General features: G+C 68.8%; 15 protein-coding genes and 1 pseudogene. 11 read left to right on the top strand and 5 right to left on the bottom strand.

The window, feature by feature from the left end:
• Positions 1-170: 170 nt before the first annotated feature.
• Positions 171-923: a gluzincin family metallopeptidase gene (locus DPQ65_RS15325; protein WP_162802297.1), complete on the bottom strand. Its 753-nt coding sequence runs from the start codon at positions 921-923 to the stop codon at positions 171-173.
• Positions 924-1,023: 100 nt separating this feature from the next.
• A complete protein-coding gene (locus DPQ65_RS15330) occupies positions 1,024-1,293 on the bottom strand; it encodes a hypothetical protein (protein ID WP_114908217.1) in 270 nt (89 codons plus the stop codon).
• A gap of 210 nt (positions 1,294-1,503) precedes the next feature.
• On the opposite strand from DPQ65_RS15330, the gene DPQ65_RS15335 reads away from it, so the two are divergent.
• The 4 genes from DPQ65_RS15335 (at position 1,504) to DPQ65_RS15350 (ending at position 5,038) form a co-directional block, all read left to right on the top strand.
• Positions 1,504-3,273, top strand: coding sequence for a DEDD exonuclease domain-containing protein (locus tag DPQ65_RS15335; RefSeq protein ID WP_114908218.1), 1,770 nt, complete (start codon positions 1,504-1,506; stop codon positions 3,271-3,273).
• 142 nt (positions 3,274-3,415) lie between these two features.
• The gene (locus DPQ65_RS15340) at positions 3,416-3,976 is read left to right on the top strand and encodes a dihydrofolate reductase family protein (protein ID WP_114908219.1); all 561 of its coding nucleotides are present in this window, start codon (positions 3,416-3,418) and stop codon (positions 3,974-3,976) included.
• Between the two features lie 55 nt (positions 3,977-4,031).
• Entirely contained in the window at positions 4,032-4,310 is a 279-nt protein-coding gene (locus DPQ65_RS15345) for an Lrp/AsnC family transcriptional regulator (protein WP_114908220.1), read from the top strand.
• Complete coding sequence (locus DPQ65_RS15350) at positions 4,307-5,038, top strand: phosphotransferase enzyme family protein (RefSeq protein ID WP_114908221.1); 732 nt, start codon at positions 4,307-4,309, stop codon at positions 5,036-5,038. Before DPQ65_RS15345 ends, DPQ65_RS15350 begins: the two co-directional genes overlap by 4 nt.
• A gap of 44 nt (positions 5,039-5,082) precedes the next feature.
• Here DPQ65_RS15350 and DPQ65_RS15355 read toward each other — a convergent pair whose 3' ends face one another.
• The 3 genes from DPQ65_RS15355 to DPQ65_RS15365 form a co-directional block, all read right to left on the bottom strand.
• Positions 5,083-6,087 carry an FAD-dependent monooxygenase gene (locus tag DPQ65_RS15355; protein WP_114908222.1) on the bottom strand — a complete coding sequence of 335 codons (1,005 nt, stop codon included), beginning with the start codon at positions 6,085-6,087 and terminating at the stop codon, positions 5,083-5,085.
• Positions 6,088-6,244: 157 nt separating this feature from the next.
• Entirely contained in the window at positions 6,245-7,306 is a 1,062-nt protein-coding gene (trpD, locus tag DPQ65_RS15360; RefSeq protein WP_114908223.1) for an anthranilate phosphoribosyltransferase, read from the bottom strand.
• Complete coding sequence (locus tag DPQ65_RS15365) at positions 7,303-7,713, bottom strand: response regulator transcription factor (protein WP_114908224.1); 411 nt, start codon at positions 7,711-7,713, stop codon at positions 7,303-7,305. The genes trpD and DPQ65_RS15365 overlap by 4 nt, the downstream gene beginning before the upstream one ends.
• 228 nt (positions 7,714-7,941) lie before the next feature.
• Here DPQ65_RS15365 and ctaE point away from each other — a divergent pair, with 228 nt between their 5' ends.
• From ctaE to DPQ65_RS16570, 7 genes and pseudogenes are all read left to right on the top strand, one after another.
• Complete coding sequence (ctaE, locus tag DPQ65_RS15370; protein WP_238146904.1) at positions 7,942-8,595, top strand: aa3-type cytochrome oxidase subunit III; 654 nt, start codon at positions 7,942-7,944, stop codon at positions 8,593-8,595.
• Between the two features lie 49 nt (positions 8,596-8,644).
• Entirely contained in the window at positions 8,645-9,454 is an 810-nt protein-coding gene (qcrC, locus tag DPQ65_RS15375; protein WP_114908226.1) for a cytochrome bc1 complex diheme cytochrome c subunit, read from the top strand.
• A gap of 5 nt (positions 9,455-9,459) precedes the next feature.
• Positions 9,460-10,530 carry a cytochrome bc1 complex Rieske iron-sulfur subunit gene (gene qcrA, locus DPQ65_RS15380; RefSeq protein WP_114908227.1) on the top strand — a complete coding sequence of 357 codons (1,071 nt, stop codon included), beginning with the start codon at positions 9,460-9,462 and terminating at the stop codon, positions 10,528-10,530.
• Complete coding sequence (gene qcrB / locus DPQ65_RS15385) at positions 10,530-12,281, top strand: cytochrome bc1 complex cytochrome b subunit (protein ID WP_114908228.1); 1,752 nt, start codon at positions 10,530-10,532, stop codon at positions 12,279-12,281. The genes qcrA and qcrB overlap by 1 nt, the downstream gene beginning before the upstream one ends.
• 210 nt (positions 12,282-12,491) lie before the next feature.
• Positions 12,492-12,833, top strand: coding sequence for a metallopeptidase family protein (locus DPQ65_RS15390; RefSeq protein ID WP_114908242.1), 342 nt, complete (start codon positions 12,492-12,494; stop codon positions 12,831-12,833).
• Between the two features lie 46 nt (positions 12,834-12,879).
• A pseudogene (locus DPQ65_RS16565) lies at positions 12,880-13,501 on the top strand (transposase family protein).
• A gap of 753 nt (positions 13,502-14,254) precedes the next feature.
• On the top strand, positions 14,255-14,410 hold a 156-nt coding region (locus tag DPQ65_RS16570; RefSeq protein WP_162802298.1), incomplete at its 3' end, for a transposase.

Here is a 14,410-nt window from a genome sequence, read left to right on the forward strand (position 1 = left end):
TGAACCCGCGCCTGGCGGGATGGTGGCGCTGAGCCTAGGGCTCTTGACGGCCGGACGGAAGGCTTTGCGTCAAGCGGTGCGTGAACGACGCGTGCCGGCCAGGTGAACTCACCTGAGCGAACACCCCACGGCGAGGTATGCCGAGGCGCACCGCCGTGGCGACCCACGCCTCAGAGGGTGGTCAGCCAGTCACCCCAGCCCCTGAGCACCTCCTGCTCGGAGACACCGAGCACCTGAGGCAGCGCCTCAGCCAGTGGTGCACCCCCGGAAGTCACCTCGTAGAGCTCCACGAGCTGCTCCTCAGACCAGGTCTGGGCCAGGAAGAGGCAGGCCAACCAGGCCAGCGCGTAGCCGCCCCACGCGTCCTCCCCGGCCTCGGTCCCGGCGCTCGGGTCCGGCCAGGTCGTCGGTGACTCACCGGCTCGCACGGCATCGAGTGCGGACCCGGCGATCACGGCCGGGGCCAGGTCTGAGGCGCGGTGGGCGGTGTACTCCGCCAGGCCCTCCCCCAACCAGGGCGGCACTGCCCCGTGGCCCTGCATGCTCAGGTGGGTGACCTCGTGGGTGAGCACCGCCTGCCGCCCCTCCGGCGTCAGTCGGGTCCAGGAGTCCGGGTGGACGACCACGTGCGCCTCGTCGAGGCTGCCCACGGTCACAGCGGGCGCCGTCTGGCTCGCGGGAGCCCCTCCGGTCAGCTCGGCGAACTCAGCTGCCGAGGCGGGCAGAATCACCTCGACGGGTCGGGCGACAGAATCTTCTCCCCAGAGGTCCTCGACCTGGTCCAGCGCGGTCTCGGTCATCGCCTCATAGGCCTCGATGCGCTCGGCCCGCGCGCTCCCACTGACCTCGATCTCGGTATCCCCACAGCCGGTCAGGACCACAACCAAGAGCACCGACAGCAGAGCCGGCATCGCCCCGCTCACCCGCACTCCCGACCACCGCACCGTCCCAGGGTAGAAGGCGCCGGGGCCGACAGCGCTCCCGCGAGCCTCGGCATACCCGGTCTCCTCTGCTGACCAGGGATCAGCCGACGGCGACGCCCGGGACGGTGCTGTGGGCCCGGGCACCGTGGGCCTCGACCCGGCTGATCAACCCGGCCCGTGCGAAGGCCTCAACAGCTTCGGTCTCCTCGAAGTCCAGGGCCAGGAGGGCGGGGCCCGGCCGCTCCTCGTCCGCCCGGGAACGGCGTGCTCTGGGCTCCTCCAGCCACGCCTTGGCCAGCACCGGCACGAAACAGTCGTCGCAGTGCCGCCCGCGGACCGGGCACGACTCGCAGTCAATGGTCAAGCTCATCGTTCTCACCTCCGTCTGGATCCAACTGATGTTCAAAAACGCTAGGGGCGAGGACTGACAGACCCCTCTGATGGCCGCGGGTGGCCGATCGACCACACGCTGCACGGGCGCGCGACACGCCCGGGAATCGTCATCCCTGCCGACGGCTTGGAAGGAGCCACCACGGGATGTCTGCGGGAGTGTGTCGGTGCCTCGTCGTACGTTCGTTTCATGCAGATGGTGCAGGAGACATTCGACGACCTGGGGGTCGCCCTGTCGGATGTCACGTTCGTGGTCGTCGACCTCGAGACGACCGGCGGCTCACCGGCCGACTGCGGCATCACCGAGATCGGTGCCGTCAAGGTGCGCGGCGGCGAGGTCGTCGGCGAGTTCCAGACCCTGGTCCGCCCGACCACCCCGATCCCCGCCTTTATCTCGGTGCTGACGGGCATCACCAACGCGATGGTCGCCGACGCCCCCCGAGTCGACACGGCGCTGCCCGCCTTCCTCGAGTTCGCGCGTGGCTCGGTGCTGGTCGCCCACAACGCCGGCTTCGACATCGGCTTCCTCAAGGCCGCCGCGTCACAGACCGGACACCGCTGGCCCGGCTTCGCCGTCCTGGACACGGTGCGACTAGCCCGGCAGCTGGTGCACCGTGACGAGACGCCCAATCACAAGCTGTCCAGCTTGGCGACGCTGTTCGGTGCCACGACCACCCCCGACCACCGCGCGCTGCACGACGCCCGCGCCACCGTCGACGTGCTGCACGGCCTGATGGAGCGGGTCGGCAACCTGGGCGTCCACACCCTCGAGGAGCTGCAGAGCTATCACAGCAGGGTGACGCCGGCGCAGCGCCGCAAACGGTTCCTGGCCGATGCCATGCCGTCGGCGCCGGGCGTCTATGTCTTCAAGGACAGCCGCGGCGAGCCGCTCTATGTCGGCACCGCGGTGGATCTACGACGCCGCACCCGCACCTACTTCACTGCTTCGGAGACCCGGCGCCGGATGGCCGAGATGGTGGGGATCGCCGAGTCGATCACGCCGATCGTGTGCGCCACCCGTCTGGAGGCTCAGGTGCGCGAGCTGCGTCTCATCGCCGAGCACAAGCCGCGCTACAACCGGCGCTCCCGGCACCCCGAGAAGGCGCTGTGGGTCAAGCTGACGGTCGAGCCGTTTCCACGTCTGTCGATCGTGCGCCAGGTGCGAGGCGACGGCGCCCACTATGCCGGGCCGTTCGGGTCCCGCAAGAGTGCCGAGGCCGCGGTCACCGCGGTGCACGAGGTCATCCCCCTGCGACAGTGCACACAGGTCCTGTCCGGGCGTTCCCGCAAGAGCGCGTGCGTCCTGTTCGAGATGGGGCGCTGCGGTGGACCGTGCATCGGCGAGCAGACGACGCAGGAGTATGCCGAGGTGGCGGGGCAGGCGGCCACGGCCCTGATCGGCGACGGCCGGGAGGTGCTCACGGCGCTGCGCGCCCGACTGGACACGCTGGCGGAGCAGGAGCGATTCGAGGACGCCACCTCGCTGCGCGACCGGATGCTCGCTCTGGTGCGCGCCTCGGCCCGGGCCCAACGGCTGGCTCCGCTGGCGCAGGCGCCCGAGGTCGTCGCGGCGCAGCGGCGTGAGGCCGGTGGTTGGGAGGTCATCTGTGTCCGCTACGGCCGGCTCGCCGGCACGACGGTCTCCCCGCGGGGCGCAGACCCGATGCCCTACATCGACGCGCTCCGCGCCACGGCCGAGGTCGTCGCCGAGCCGACCGCCCCGGCACCTGCCGCCCACCCGGAGGAGACCGAGTTGGTGCTGAAGTGGCTGGAGACGCCGGGCACCCGACTGGTCACGATGGAGGGCGAGTGGACCTGCCCCGTCGGTGGGGCCGGCGGCGCGCGCGCTGAGCTCGAGCCGCTGTCCCGACGGTGGAGCGAGTTCGCCGAGCCGTGGGGTGAGCCGTCCCCGGCCACGCCGCTGGAGCGACCCCCGGGTGCCCTGCGCGCCCACGGCTGACCCGGGCTCAGCACACGCATCGATCGGCGCGCGATGCGAACCCTCCGGTGAGTTGTGCCTGGGCCGGTGAGTTCTGGTCGGTCCGGTGGTCCCAACGTGCAAGAGCACGACCTCTGCCGCTGACACCCAGGAGACATGGACCATGGCCAAGCTGATCTACTCGATGATGACCTCGCTCGACGGCTACGCCGAGGCCGCAGAAGGCGGTCTCGGCGTGGGAGCCGAGGACGAGGAGGTCCACACCTTCATCAACGACCTCTTCCGACCGGTCGGGACCTACCTCTACGGCCGACGGATGTACGAGACGATGGTCTACTGGGAGACCGCGCACCAGGAGCCTGAGCAGCCGCCGCACATCCTGCAGTACGCCCGCGACTGGCAGGCTGCGGACAAGGTCGTGTACTCCACGACGCTGGAGGCGGCGACCAGCGCGCGGACCAGGATCGAGCGGACGTTCGACCCGGACGCGGTGCGCAGGCTCAAGGCCGAGGCGGACCGCGACCTCACCGTCGACGGGCCGCACCTTGCGGCCCAGGCGATCCGGGCCGGCCTCGTGGATGAGTACCACCTGTTCATCACCACCAGCGTGGTCGGCGGCGGCAAGAGGTTCTTTCCCGACGGTGTGCGCCTGGACCTCGACCTGGTCGAGGAGCGTTCCTTCGCGGCCAGTGGCGTGATCTATGCGCGCTACCGGTCCCGCTGAGGCCGCTGTAGCAGCAGCCCCACCGCCGACGTCGAACCCGCACTAGAGTGGTGCCGTGATTTCCGCCATCGTGTTGATCAAGGCCGACGTGTCCCACATCCCGGAGGCCGCTCAGGCCATCGCCGAGATCGAGGGGATCTCCGAGGTCTACTCGGTGACCGGCAACGTGGACCTGATTGCGGTGGCTCGCGTGGCCAAGCACGAGGACTTCGCTGACGTCATCGCCGACCGCCTCAACAAGGTCGAGGGTGTGCAGGAGACCGAGACACACATCGCCTTCCGCACCTACTCCTCCCAGGAGCTCGAGGCGGCGTTCTCCATCGGCCTGGAGTGACGCTGCGCGGTCCCGACACCCGAGCCGTCCCCACGGAGGCGTGGCACCGGCTGGTGGTCGACGGACCGCTCACCGGTGGTCACCGCAACGTGGTGCTCCGGGGGCGACTGGGCGCTGACCTCGTGGTCATCAGGCACTCGGGCCGCTCGCAGGCCTCCTTGCAGTGGGAGTTCGACCTGCTCGAGCACCTCCACGCCCACGGCGTCCAGGTCCCGCGGATCATGCCGACCACAGATGGGCCGCTCCACGTGGGCGGGTGGCACGTGCAGCCACTCATCGAGGGCCGCCACCCCGACGGGTCCGAGCGCGATGCTGCTGCCCTGCGTGCGGCCCTGAGGCGGGTGCACTCCACCACGGCCGGATGGCCCCAGCGGCCCGGTGCCCGGTCGGCTCGCGAGCTGCTGGCCACGGACCGGGGCGCGGACGTCGACCTCCGGTGCATGCCCGAGGAGTTGCGCCACGCCATCCGGGCCGCCTGGGCGGCGGTCGCGCCACACGACCGGTGTGCAGTCCACGGCGACGCCGGTGGCGGCAACGCCCTCCTGCTGCCTGGCGGTGGCTGTGCCCTTCTGGACTGGGACGAGGCCAGGGTCGACGACCCGCTGTTCGACCTGGCCGATCCGGACGACCCGCAGCAGGCGCGGGCGGCCCTGGCCTGGGAGATCGCCACGTGCTGGCTCACCGAGCCCGACTATGCCCGCTCCCTGGTGCCGCGCCTTCGGTCCTGACCCTCGGCATACTCCCTGAGGGTCGACGCTGGCCGCTGGGCCGATCAGGCCTTCCCGAGCAGACGCTGCGGTTGGCCGCTGAGCGCCAGCTGCATCACACCGCCCGAGGCGATCCGGGCCCCCTGGGTGAAGGGCAGCCGCCGCGCCTGCCACCTCGCCGTCCCGAGGCGGGAGCCCAGCACGGGCGCCAAGGTCACGGCATCGATGATCGCGTCGCCCGCGCCGCGCCCGAGGTTGGGCGTCATCGCATGGGCTGCGTCACCGATCAGGACATAGCGACCCCGGGCATAGCGTGCCATCCCTGGAGCGACCCACAGGCGGGTGGCGACCACCTCCTCGGCCCGGGCCGTGGCGAGCACCTGCAGGGCCGCTGCCGCCGTCCCCGTGAAGACATCCCGCACCTCCGCGAGGGCCTCCCCCGGGTCGATCGGCTCCGGCCCGAGGGTGCTGCGGTGCGTGGTGAACCAGTAGGCACCAGCGGCCAGCGGCACCAGCCCGAACAACCGGCCACGACCCCAGTACTCCCCCACCTCATCGGGCTGGGGCACCCGGTCGGACAGCCCGCGCAGGGCCAGATAGGACGTGGGCGTCCGCTCGGGCCGCGAGCGCCGGACCAGGGCCCGCACCCGGCTGCGCACCCCGTCCGCGCCGACCACGACGTCAGCCTCAAGGGCCTGCGGGTCGTCGACCTGCACGTGCTCGCGCTGCACGGACGCGGGGACACAGGCCTCGAGCGCGGCCAGCAGGTCGGGTCGGGGCACGATCGTCAGGCGGGCGCTGGCCGTGGGCAGGAGCCGGCGACTGGTCCGCAGGTCGCGGATGGTGCCACCCGAGACCCGGTGCGTATGCCGATCCACCAGCTCTCCTGCGCCCAGTCGCCGGAGTGCTCGGGTGGCTGCGGGCCAGAGGGTCAGGGCGCTGCCGGAGGCCGCGCGATCCGGTTCGGCCTCGTGCAGGGTGACCTGGCAGCGCGTCGGGTCGAGGGCTGCGGCCAGGGCGAGCCCTGCGATCCCACCGCCGACGATGGAGACCCTGGTGCGTTTCGCCATCCCTGCAGGATGTCATGCGGGACTGCCGGGTCCGAGGAGGTGCCCACGCGCTCGGTCGGCGTCTGGAGCAGGTGCCCACGCGCTCGGTCAGGGTCAGGAGCAGGTGCCCACGCGCTCGGTCGGCGTCTGGAGCAGGTGCCCACGCGCTCGGTCGGGGTCAGGACCCGGTCGCGGCTACCCATCGGTCGATGATGGCCGAGGACTTGCCGGAGTCGATCGAGTCGGCCGCCCGCGCCACTCCCTCGCTGATGAGCGTCTCGAACTGCGCCTGGGTCTGCGGGTGCCGGCCGTCGGCGTCGGCTGCAGCCACGGCCAGGGCGGTGCCGGCGTTGAGCAGCACGGCGACGCGTGCCGCACCCTGCTCCCCGTCGAACAGGCGCCGGGCGACGGCGGCGTTGTGCTCGGCGTCGGCACCCCGCAGCTCACTCACCGGGTGCGTGCTCAGGCCCACCATCTGCGGGGCGAGGCTGAACTCGCGGACCGCACCGTCGTGCACCCACCAGACGTGGGAGCTGCCCGAGGTCGTCAGCTCATCCAGGCCGTCGTCGCCCCGGAAGATCGCCGCGTCCTTGCCGCGGCCGGCAAAGACGCCGGCGACCAGCGGCGCCATCCGGGCGTCGGCGACCCCCACCGCCGCATAGCGTGGCTGGGCCGGGTTGGTCAGGGGCCCGAGGAAGTTGAAGGCCGTCGCGATCCCCAGGTCCTTGCGCACGACGGCGGAGTGGCGGAAGGAAGGGTGGAAGGTCAGTGCGAAGCAGAAGGTGATGCCGACCTCGTGAAAGATCCGGACGACGTCCTGTGGCGTGGCATCCAACCGGATCCCGAGCGCCTCGAGCACGTCTGCCGACCCCGAGGACGAGGAGGCGGCCCGGTTGCCGTGCTTGACGACGGGCACGCCCGCACCCGCGGCCACGACGGAGGACATGGTGGAGATGTTGACTGTGTGGGCCCGGTCCCCGCCGGTGCCGACGATGTCCAGGCTCGGGCCGTCGACCTCGAAGCGGAGCGCGTGGGAGAGCATCATGTCCGCCAGCCCCTGCATCTCCTGGGCGGTCTCTCCCTTGGTGCGCAGCGCCGCCAGGAAAGCAGCCAGCCGGGCCGGCGAGGCCTCGCCGAGCATGACCCGGTCCATCGCCCAGGCGGCTTCCTCAGTGCTCAGGTCCGCACCGGAGCAGAGCGTGGTCAGCAGATCTGACCAGGTGGTCAGGTCCTCACTCACGGGTGGACGAGACCCGCGACACCCTCGGCCAGCTCGGCCGGGCGCAGCGGGCGGGAGACGACGGCGTCGGCCTGCGACCAGGCCGCGAGCCACCCGTCACCCGGGCGACCGATGAGCACCATGATCGGCGGACAGTCGAAGACCTCGTTCTTGATCTGACGGCACACCCCGAGACCGCCATAGGGCTGCGCCTCACCGTCCAGGATGAGGATGTCGAAGTCCGCCTCCTGCAGCGCCAGCATGACGGCGTCAGCGGTCGCGCACTCGTGCCACGAGTCCACGGTGAGGTCCTCGGCCGGGCGTCGGCCGACGCCCATCCGGACCGCGTCGCGGGTGGCGCGGTCATTGCTGTAGAGCAGCACGGAGATGCCCTTGACGGTGGACTTGGCCTCGGTCGGGACGGTCATGAGTCGAATCGTACCCACCACCGGCCACCACCTCGTGAACCGGTGGCGCGACGTGCTCGCGCCGGACCGCCGCCGACGCACTCACCGGAGCACTCGGCATACGGCGGGATCACCCCCCTGATGCTGGACCTGACCCCCGAAAACACCCTTCGGGTGCCAGGAGGCGCGCCCGAACGGAGGGTCACTGTCCTTCGGTCATCTGCGTAGGCAATAATGGCCCGCGTGGCGATGACAACAGCAGCAACAGCAGGCGCACCAGGGCGCCCCCTGGAGGCGACGCAGGGCCCAGCGACCCGGCCCAACATGACGCAGGTCGGCACCATGGTGTGGCTGGGCAGCGAGATCATGTTCTTCGCGGGCCTGTTCGCGATGTACTTCACGATCCGCGCGGTCTCCACCGAGCTGTGGGACGAGAAGACCGCGCTGCTGAACGTGCCGTTCGCGCTGGTCAACACCTCGATCCTGGTGATCTCCTCCGCGTGGTGCCAGTTCGCCGTCTTCAAGGCCGAGGAGGGCAAGGTCTCGCGCTCCGGCAGCCTGCTGGACGTCCGCGGCTGGGGCATGCGCGAGTGGTTCGTCCTGACCTACATCTTCGGCTCTGTCTTCGTCGCCGGCCAGGTCTGGGAGTACGCCACGCTGATCAGCGAGGGCGTCATGCTCAACTCCGACCCCTATGGCTCGGTCTTCTACATCACCACCGGCTTCCACGGCATCCACGTCTCCGGTGGCCTGATCGCCTTCCTGCTGATCATTGGGCGCAGTTTCACCGCCAAGCGCTACACCCATGCCCAGAAGGTCGGCGCGCACGTCGTGTCCTACTACTGGCACTTCGTCGACGTCGTGTGGGTCGCGCTGTTCTTCATCATCTACATCCTCCAATGATCCGCCGACCTGCCTGTCCCCTGATCCGTCCCCGACCGAGGAGCGCCGCGTGAGCAAGCTCGCCGCATACCGACGCAGCCCGATCGCCCTGATCGTCCTGCTCTTCCTGGGCCTCACCTTCACCGGCACCGCCTACGCGGCACTGCAGCCCACCGCGCCCGCTGACGGCGCGGTCGCCTCGGCCACCGCCAGCGATGATGTCGAGGAGGGCAAGAAGCTCTTCCTGGCCAACTGTGCCAGCTGCCACGGCACCAATGCCGAGGGCAAGACCGGCATCAACACCGCCGGGCCCTCCCTCGTGGGCGTCGGCTCCGCTGCGGTCGACTTCCAGGTCGGCACCGGTCGTATGCCGATGGCTGCCCCCGGCGTGCAGGCTGCGGAGAAGCCGGTCGTCTTCACCGACAAGGAGATCGAGCAGCTCGGCATCTTCATCGACTCCCTGGGCCCCGGCCCCCAGGTGCCGGACGCCCAGTACATCGACCTGGTCAACGCCGACATCGCCAACGGCGGCAAGATCTTCCGCACCAACTGCGCCATGTGCCACAACTCCTCCGCGCAGGGCGGTGCCCTGACCCGCGGCAAGTTCGCCCCCGACCTGATGAACGTGGAACCCAAGCACCTCTACGAGGCCATGCTGACCGGCCCGCAGTCGATGCCGGTCTTCAACGACCACACCATCACGCCGCAGGAGAAGGAAGACGTCATCGCCTTCATCAAGAACATCGAGGAGGGCGGCAACGACTTCGGTGGCCACACCCTGGGCTCCGTCGGACCGGCAGGCGACGCCCTCTTCATCTGGACCATCGGTATCGGCCTGCTGATCGCAGCTGCGATCTGGCTCGGACGAAAGGCTGCCTGAGCGCAATGACTGACGACCAGCTCGCGGTGCCCGAACCGCACTCGACGCCGGCGAGCACCGGCGACGCCGACACGATCGATCGGTTCCAGGACCCGGGCCTGCCCGCGCACCGTCCGCGTCGCGCTGACGTCGACGAGAAGGCCGCCAAGCGTGCCGAGCACCAGGTGTCCTTCATGTTCACCCTGTCGATCCTGGCCAGCCTGGCCTTCGCGATCTGCTACTTCGCGGTTGACCCGAACCTGCGTGGACGGCTGATCATCATCGGCCCGATGAACCTCTACCACCTGATCCTCGGGCTGACCATGGCCGCCTCGCTGCTGTTCATCGGGCTGGGTGCGGTCCACTGGGCCAAGACCCTGATGCCGGACACCGAGGTGGCTGAGGAGCGGCACCTGCAGGCCTCTGACCAGGCAGCACGCGATGAGGCCGCGGGCATCTTGTCCCAGGGATTCCGCGACTCCCAGCTCGACCGCAGGCCCGTGCTGCTCGCCCTGACCGGTGGAGCCCTGGCGCTCTTCGCGATCCCGGTCGCGCTGCCCACGATCTTCGGCCTGGGCCCGCTGCCGGGTGACGCGCTCGAGACCACCGTGTGGAAGCGCGGCATGCGGCTCATGATCGACCCCTCGGGCACCCCGATCCGCCCGGAGCACCTGACCCAGGGCTCGGTCATCCACGTGATGCCCGAGGGCTTTGTGGGCGACACGCACGGCGAGGACGCCCCGTCGGCGCTGGAGATCATGGAGGTCAAGGCCACGGCGTCGGTCCTGCTGGTCAAGTTGAACCCCGGCGACATCCAGAGCCAGAAGCAGCTCGACTGGGGCGTGGACGGCATCGTCGCCTACTCCAAGATCTGCACCCACGTCGGGTGCCCCGTGGCGTTGTACGAGCGGCAGACCCACCACCTGCTCTGCCCGTGCCACCAGTCGACCTTTGACATGACCGATGACTGCAAGGTGATCTTCGGCCCGGCCAAGCGGCCCCTGCCGCAACTGCCGATCATGGTGGAGAATGGTTACCTCGTTGCGGCCGACGGCTTCGCCGAGCCGGTCGGCCCGAGTTACTGGGAGCGTGGCTGATGACGACGATTCCGCAGGGCGCAGGTTCTGTCCGCGACCGGTCCACGACCGAGACCTCGACAGACGACGCCAAGCCCTCACTGCCGCCGCCCGTCGTCTGGGCCGACGAGCGCCTTGGCGTCGCCAAGGGCATGGGCCTGTTCAAGAAGGTCTTCCCGGACCACTGGTCCTTCCTGCTGGGCGAGATCGCGATGTACTCGATGATCATCTGCCTGATCACCGGGACCTTCCTCACCTTCTGGTTCGTGCCGAGCATGGCCCACGTGGTCTATGACGGCTCCTACGTCCCGTTGAAGGGTGTCGGGATGAGCGAGGCCTACGCCTCGACCCTGGACATCTCCTTTGACATCAAGGGCGGTCTGCTGATCCGTCAGCTGCACCACTGGGCGGCTCTGCTGTTCATCGTGGGCATCGCGCTGCACGTGGCTCGGGTGTTCTTCACCGGCGCCTTCCGCAAGCCGCGTGAGCTCAACTGGGTGATCGGCACCGTGCTGTCCCTGCTGGCCATCATCGAGGGCTTCGCCGGCTACTCCCTGCCGGACGACCTGCTCTCGGGCACCGGCATCCGGGCGATGAACGGCTTCATGTCCTCGGCGCCCGTGATCGGCACATATCTCACCTTCTTCGTCTTCGGTGGCGAGTTCCCCGGTGAGTCGATCATCCCCCGCCTCTACATCGCGCACGTGCTGCTGCTGCCCGCCCTGCTGGTGGGTCTGTTCGCCGTCCACATCTTCCTGGTGTTCTGGCACAAGCACACGCAGTACCCCGGCCCGGGCCGCACGAACAACAACGTGGTCGGCTTCCCGCTGCTGCCGGTCTACACCGCCAAGGCGGGCGGCTTCTTCTTCATCGTCTTCGGTCTCACCGCGCTGATCTCGGCCACGGTCACGATCAACGCCGTCTGGGCCTACGGGCCCTACGACCCGGCGCAGGTCACGGCAGGCTCCCAGCCCGACTTCTACATGTGGTTCTCGGACGGAGCCCTGAGACTGTTGCCGGGCTTCATGGAGTTCGAGTTGTGGGGCTTCACGTTCAGTCCCCAGATCTTCCTCGGGTCCCTGGTCCTGCTCCCGCTGGTCTGGATCATCCTGGGTGCCTATCCGTTCATCGAGCAGTGGGTCACCGGCGACAAGCGGGAGCACCACCTGCTGGACCGGCCCCGCAACGCGCCGGTTCGTACCGCCATCGGGACCGCCGGCATCTCGATGTATCTCGTGCTCGCCCTCGCGACGATCAACGACATCATCGCGATCAAGCTGCACCTGTCGATCAACGACATCACGGTGGCGCTGCGGGTGCTGTTCTTCCTGGCTCCGGTCGTGGCGTTCATGGTCACCAAACGGTTGTGCCTGTCCCTGCAGCGTGCCGACCGGGAGCTCGTGCTGCACGGCACCGAGAGCGGCCGGATCCAGCGCACGGCGGACGGTCGCTTCTACGAGGTGCACGAGGACCTCAGCGAGTACGACCGTTGGCCCCTGGTGCAGCACGAGCCGATGCGTCCGCTCTCGGTCACCGAGGAGTCGGAGACCGACGAGTACGGCGTGGACCGCCCGCGCGGCATCGCCTACAAGGCCCGCCGAGCCCTCTCGGAGTTCTACTTCAAGGACCGGGTCGAGCCCGTCACGCCTGCCGAGGTCGCTGCAGCGCACCACCACGGCGAGGCCGAAGCACTCCCGGGTGGGCATGCCGAAGCCCTCGAGGAGTCCCACGCCGAGGAGCACGCCAGCCTGCGCTCGGACGACCGCCACTGAGGCGGACCTACCGATGCACGGTCCTGATGGCCGTGGTGCCACTCGGCACCACGGCCATCAGGCTTTCAGACGGTATGCCGGACGCTCCCCCGAGCGCACCGGTGACAGCGAGAGGACGAGGACGACGTGACGACTCCCGAGACCGGACCTGACTCCTCCGACGCGCACCGCCACACCGACGAGCAGGCTCTCCCCCAGGATCCCGTGGAGATGACCCATGAAGAGTTCGAGGACGCAGTGGGTGACGCGTTGGACCAGGTGCCGACTCAGCTGATGGATCTCCTCGACAATGTGGTGTTTTTCGTCGAGGACGAGCCCCCGGCGGACGACCCGGATCTCTTGGGCGTGTATGACGGCGTGCCACTCACCGAGCGGGACGACATGTTCGGTGGTGCCATGCCTGACCGCATCACGATCTTCCGTGGACCGACCCTGCGGATGTGTGAGGACCGGGACGACGTGATCGATGAGGTCGCCGTCACCGTCGTCCATGAGATCGCCCACCACTTCGGCATCGACGATGCCAAGCTGCACGCCCTGGGATGGGGCTAGGGCGTGTCTCCCAAGGATTGGGTCGTTGCGCTGGGACGCTGCGGGCGTGTCGCGAACTGCATTGCTGAGCGATGACCAGTGGGATTTGGTCGAGCCATTGATGCCGCGCTCGGACGGGCGGACGGCGCTTCAGCACCAACGGGACCTGGCACGCACTCTTGACGGTGTTGCTCGCCGAGGCCGACGCGGACGGGTTGAACGACTGGGAGGTCTCGGTCGATTCCATGGTCAACCGGGCTCACCAGCACGCTACGAACCTGGCCCGGGACACAGGGGGGACCTGTCGAACTACTCGAATCTGCGCGATGAGCCGCCTGACCACGCTGTCGGACGCTCCCGTGGCGGGCCCTCGACGAAGATCCACCACCTGTGCGACGGGAACATGCGCCCGCTGGTGATGCTCTTGGCACCCGGCCAGGGCGGGACTCCCCGATGTTCGAGCACGTCATGAAGTCGCTGCCCGCCAACCGTCAACGCCGCGGGTCCACGGGCGGTCGACCGGTCAGCTACGACACCGAGACCTACAAGCGGCGCAACGTCGTCGAACGCTCCTTCAACCTCTTCAAGCACTGGCGCGCCCCACCCGCTATGACAAGCTCGCCCTGACCTACCGAGGCGGCGTGGTCCTCCGCGCTATCACGATCTGGGCCCCCCGCGCGCTACGGTAGAGGGCATTGAGAGAACGGACACCGGGCATCCGGAGACCGTGGAGGTGGTCAGTCATGACAGGACCCGGCACCCTCCATCCGCGTGTACGTGACTCGCAGTTAACGGTGGGTATAGCGGTGGTAGCCGTGCTCGCCATCCCTGTCGGCCTCGGCCTCTCGGCCTTCGGGTTCTTCGGCTGGTGCGTTGGCCCCTTGACCGTCAGCGCTGGCCTTATCGGGCAACACCTGCGCCGCGGATGGGCATCCTGGGCGATCTGGATCGGCGTGGGGCTGACACTGGGAGCGCTGGCATACATCACCATGGGTCTGCTTACCCCCGACGGTCCATCATCCGACGGCAATACACCGCCACACGCAACGTCGGGACCACCGTCAGGGCCTTAGGGATACACGCCCAAACCGTATGGCGTGCCAGCTACTGCGACGGCATGCAGAAGTCGCGCACAGAGAAGGTGGTCTGCTAGATCGTCTCGTGGCGCGCAGCGCTTTCTGGTACCGGTAGTCCAGCGATCTGGTACTGGCGTTCTGGCTAGTTGGTACTGCCTTGGTTGCTCTGCTCTTCTGATAGCGGCGGCGACGCGTTGGGTGTCGCCGCGACTGATTCAGAAGGTGGCGGTATGAGCAACTATCGGGCGATCCTGAAGCTGGTGCTCGCAGGTCGCAGTTACGTCGAGATCGTCGATACTGAGGTGAGGGGGTGTCGACGGACAGTGGCCCGAGAGGGAGAATGTCTCCCAAGGAGGAAGGGTCAGTATGTCGAAGTACAGGAAGTTCACGGCGGAGTACCGCGAGGAAGCGGTGAAGCAGGTCGTGGAAACACAGACTCCGATCGCTAAAGTGGCACGGGACCTGGGGATTAACGCGGGCACTTTGGGTAATTGGGTGACGAAGTACCGGGAAGAGCACCCA

This window comes from Ornithinimicrobium murale (assembly GCF_003352835.1).
Classification (GTDB): Bacteria; Actinomycetota; Actinomycetes; order Actinomycetales; family Dermatophilaceae; genus Ornithinicoccus; species Ornithinicoccus muralis.

Bases quoted from the DNA above. Each gene is read 5' to 3' on its own strand.
- DPQ65_RS15365 (WP_114908224.1), bottom strand. From the start codon at position 7,713: ATGACCGTCCCGACCGAGGCCAAGTCCACCGTCAAGGGCATCTCCGTG.
- DPQ65_RS15390 (WP_114908242.1), top strand. From the start codon at position 12,492: ATGACCCATGAAGAGTTCGAGGACGCAGTGGGTGACGCGTTGGACCAG.
- DPQ65_RS15330 (WP_114908217.1), bottom strand. From the start codon at position 1,293: ATGAGCTTGACCATTGACTGCGAGTCGTGCCCGGTCCGCGGGCGGCAC.
- DPQ65_RS15335 (WP_114908218.1), top strand. From the start codon at position 1,504: ATGCAGATGGTGCAGGAGACATTCGACGACCTGGGGGTCGCCCTGTCG.
- DPQ65_RS15340 (WP_114908219.1), top strand. From the start codon at position 3,416: ATGGCCAAGCTGATCTACTCGATGATGACCTCGCTCGACGGCTACGCC.
- ctaE (WP_238146904.1), top strand. From the start codon at position 7,942: ATGACAACAGCAGCAACAGCAGGCGCACCAGGGCGCCCCCTGGAGGCG.
- qcrA (WP_114908227.1), top strand. From the start codon at position 9,460: ATGACTGACGACCAGCTCGCGGTGCCCGAACCGCACTCGACGCCGGCG.
- DPQ65_RS15355 (WP_114908222.1), bottom strand. From the start codon at position 6,087: ATGGCGAAACGCACCAGGGTCTCCATCGTCGGCGGTGGGATCGCAGGG.
- qcrB (WP_114908228.1), top strand. From the start codon at position 10,530: ATGACGACGATTCCGCAGGGCGCAGGTTCTGTCCGCGACCGGTCCACG.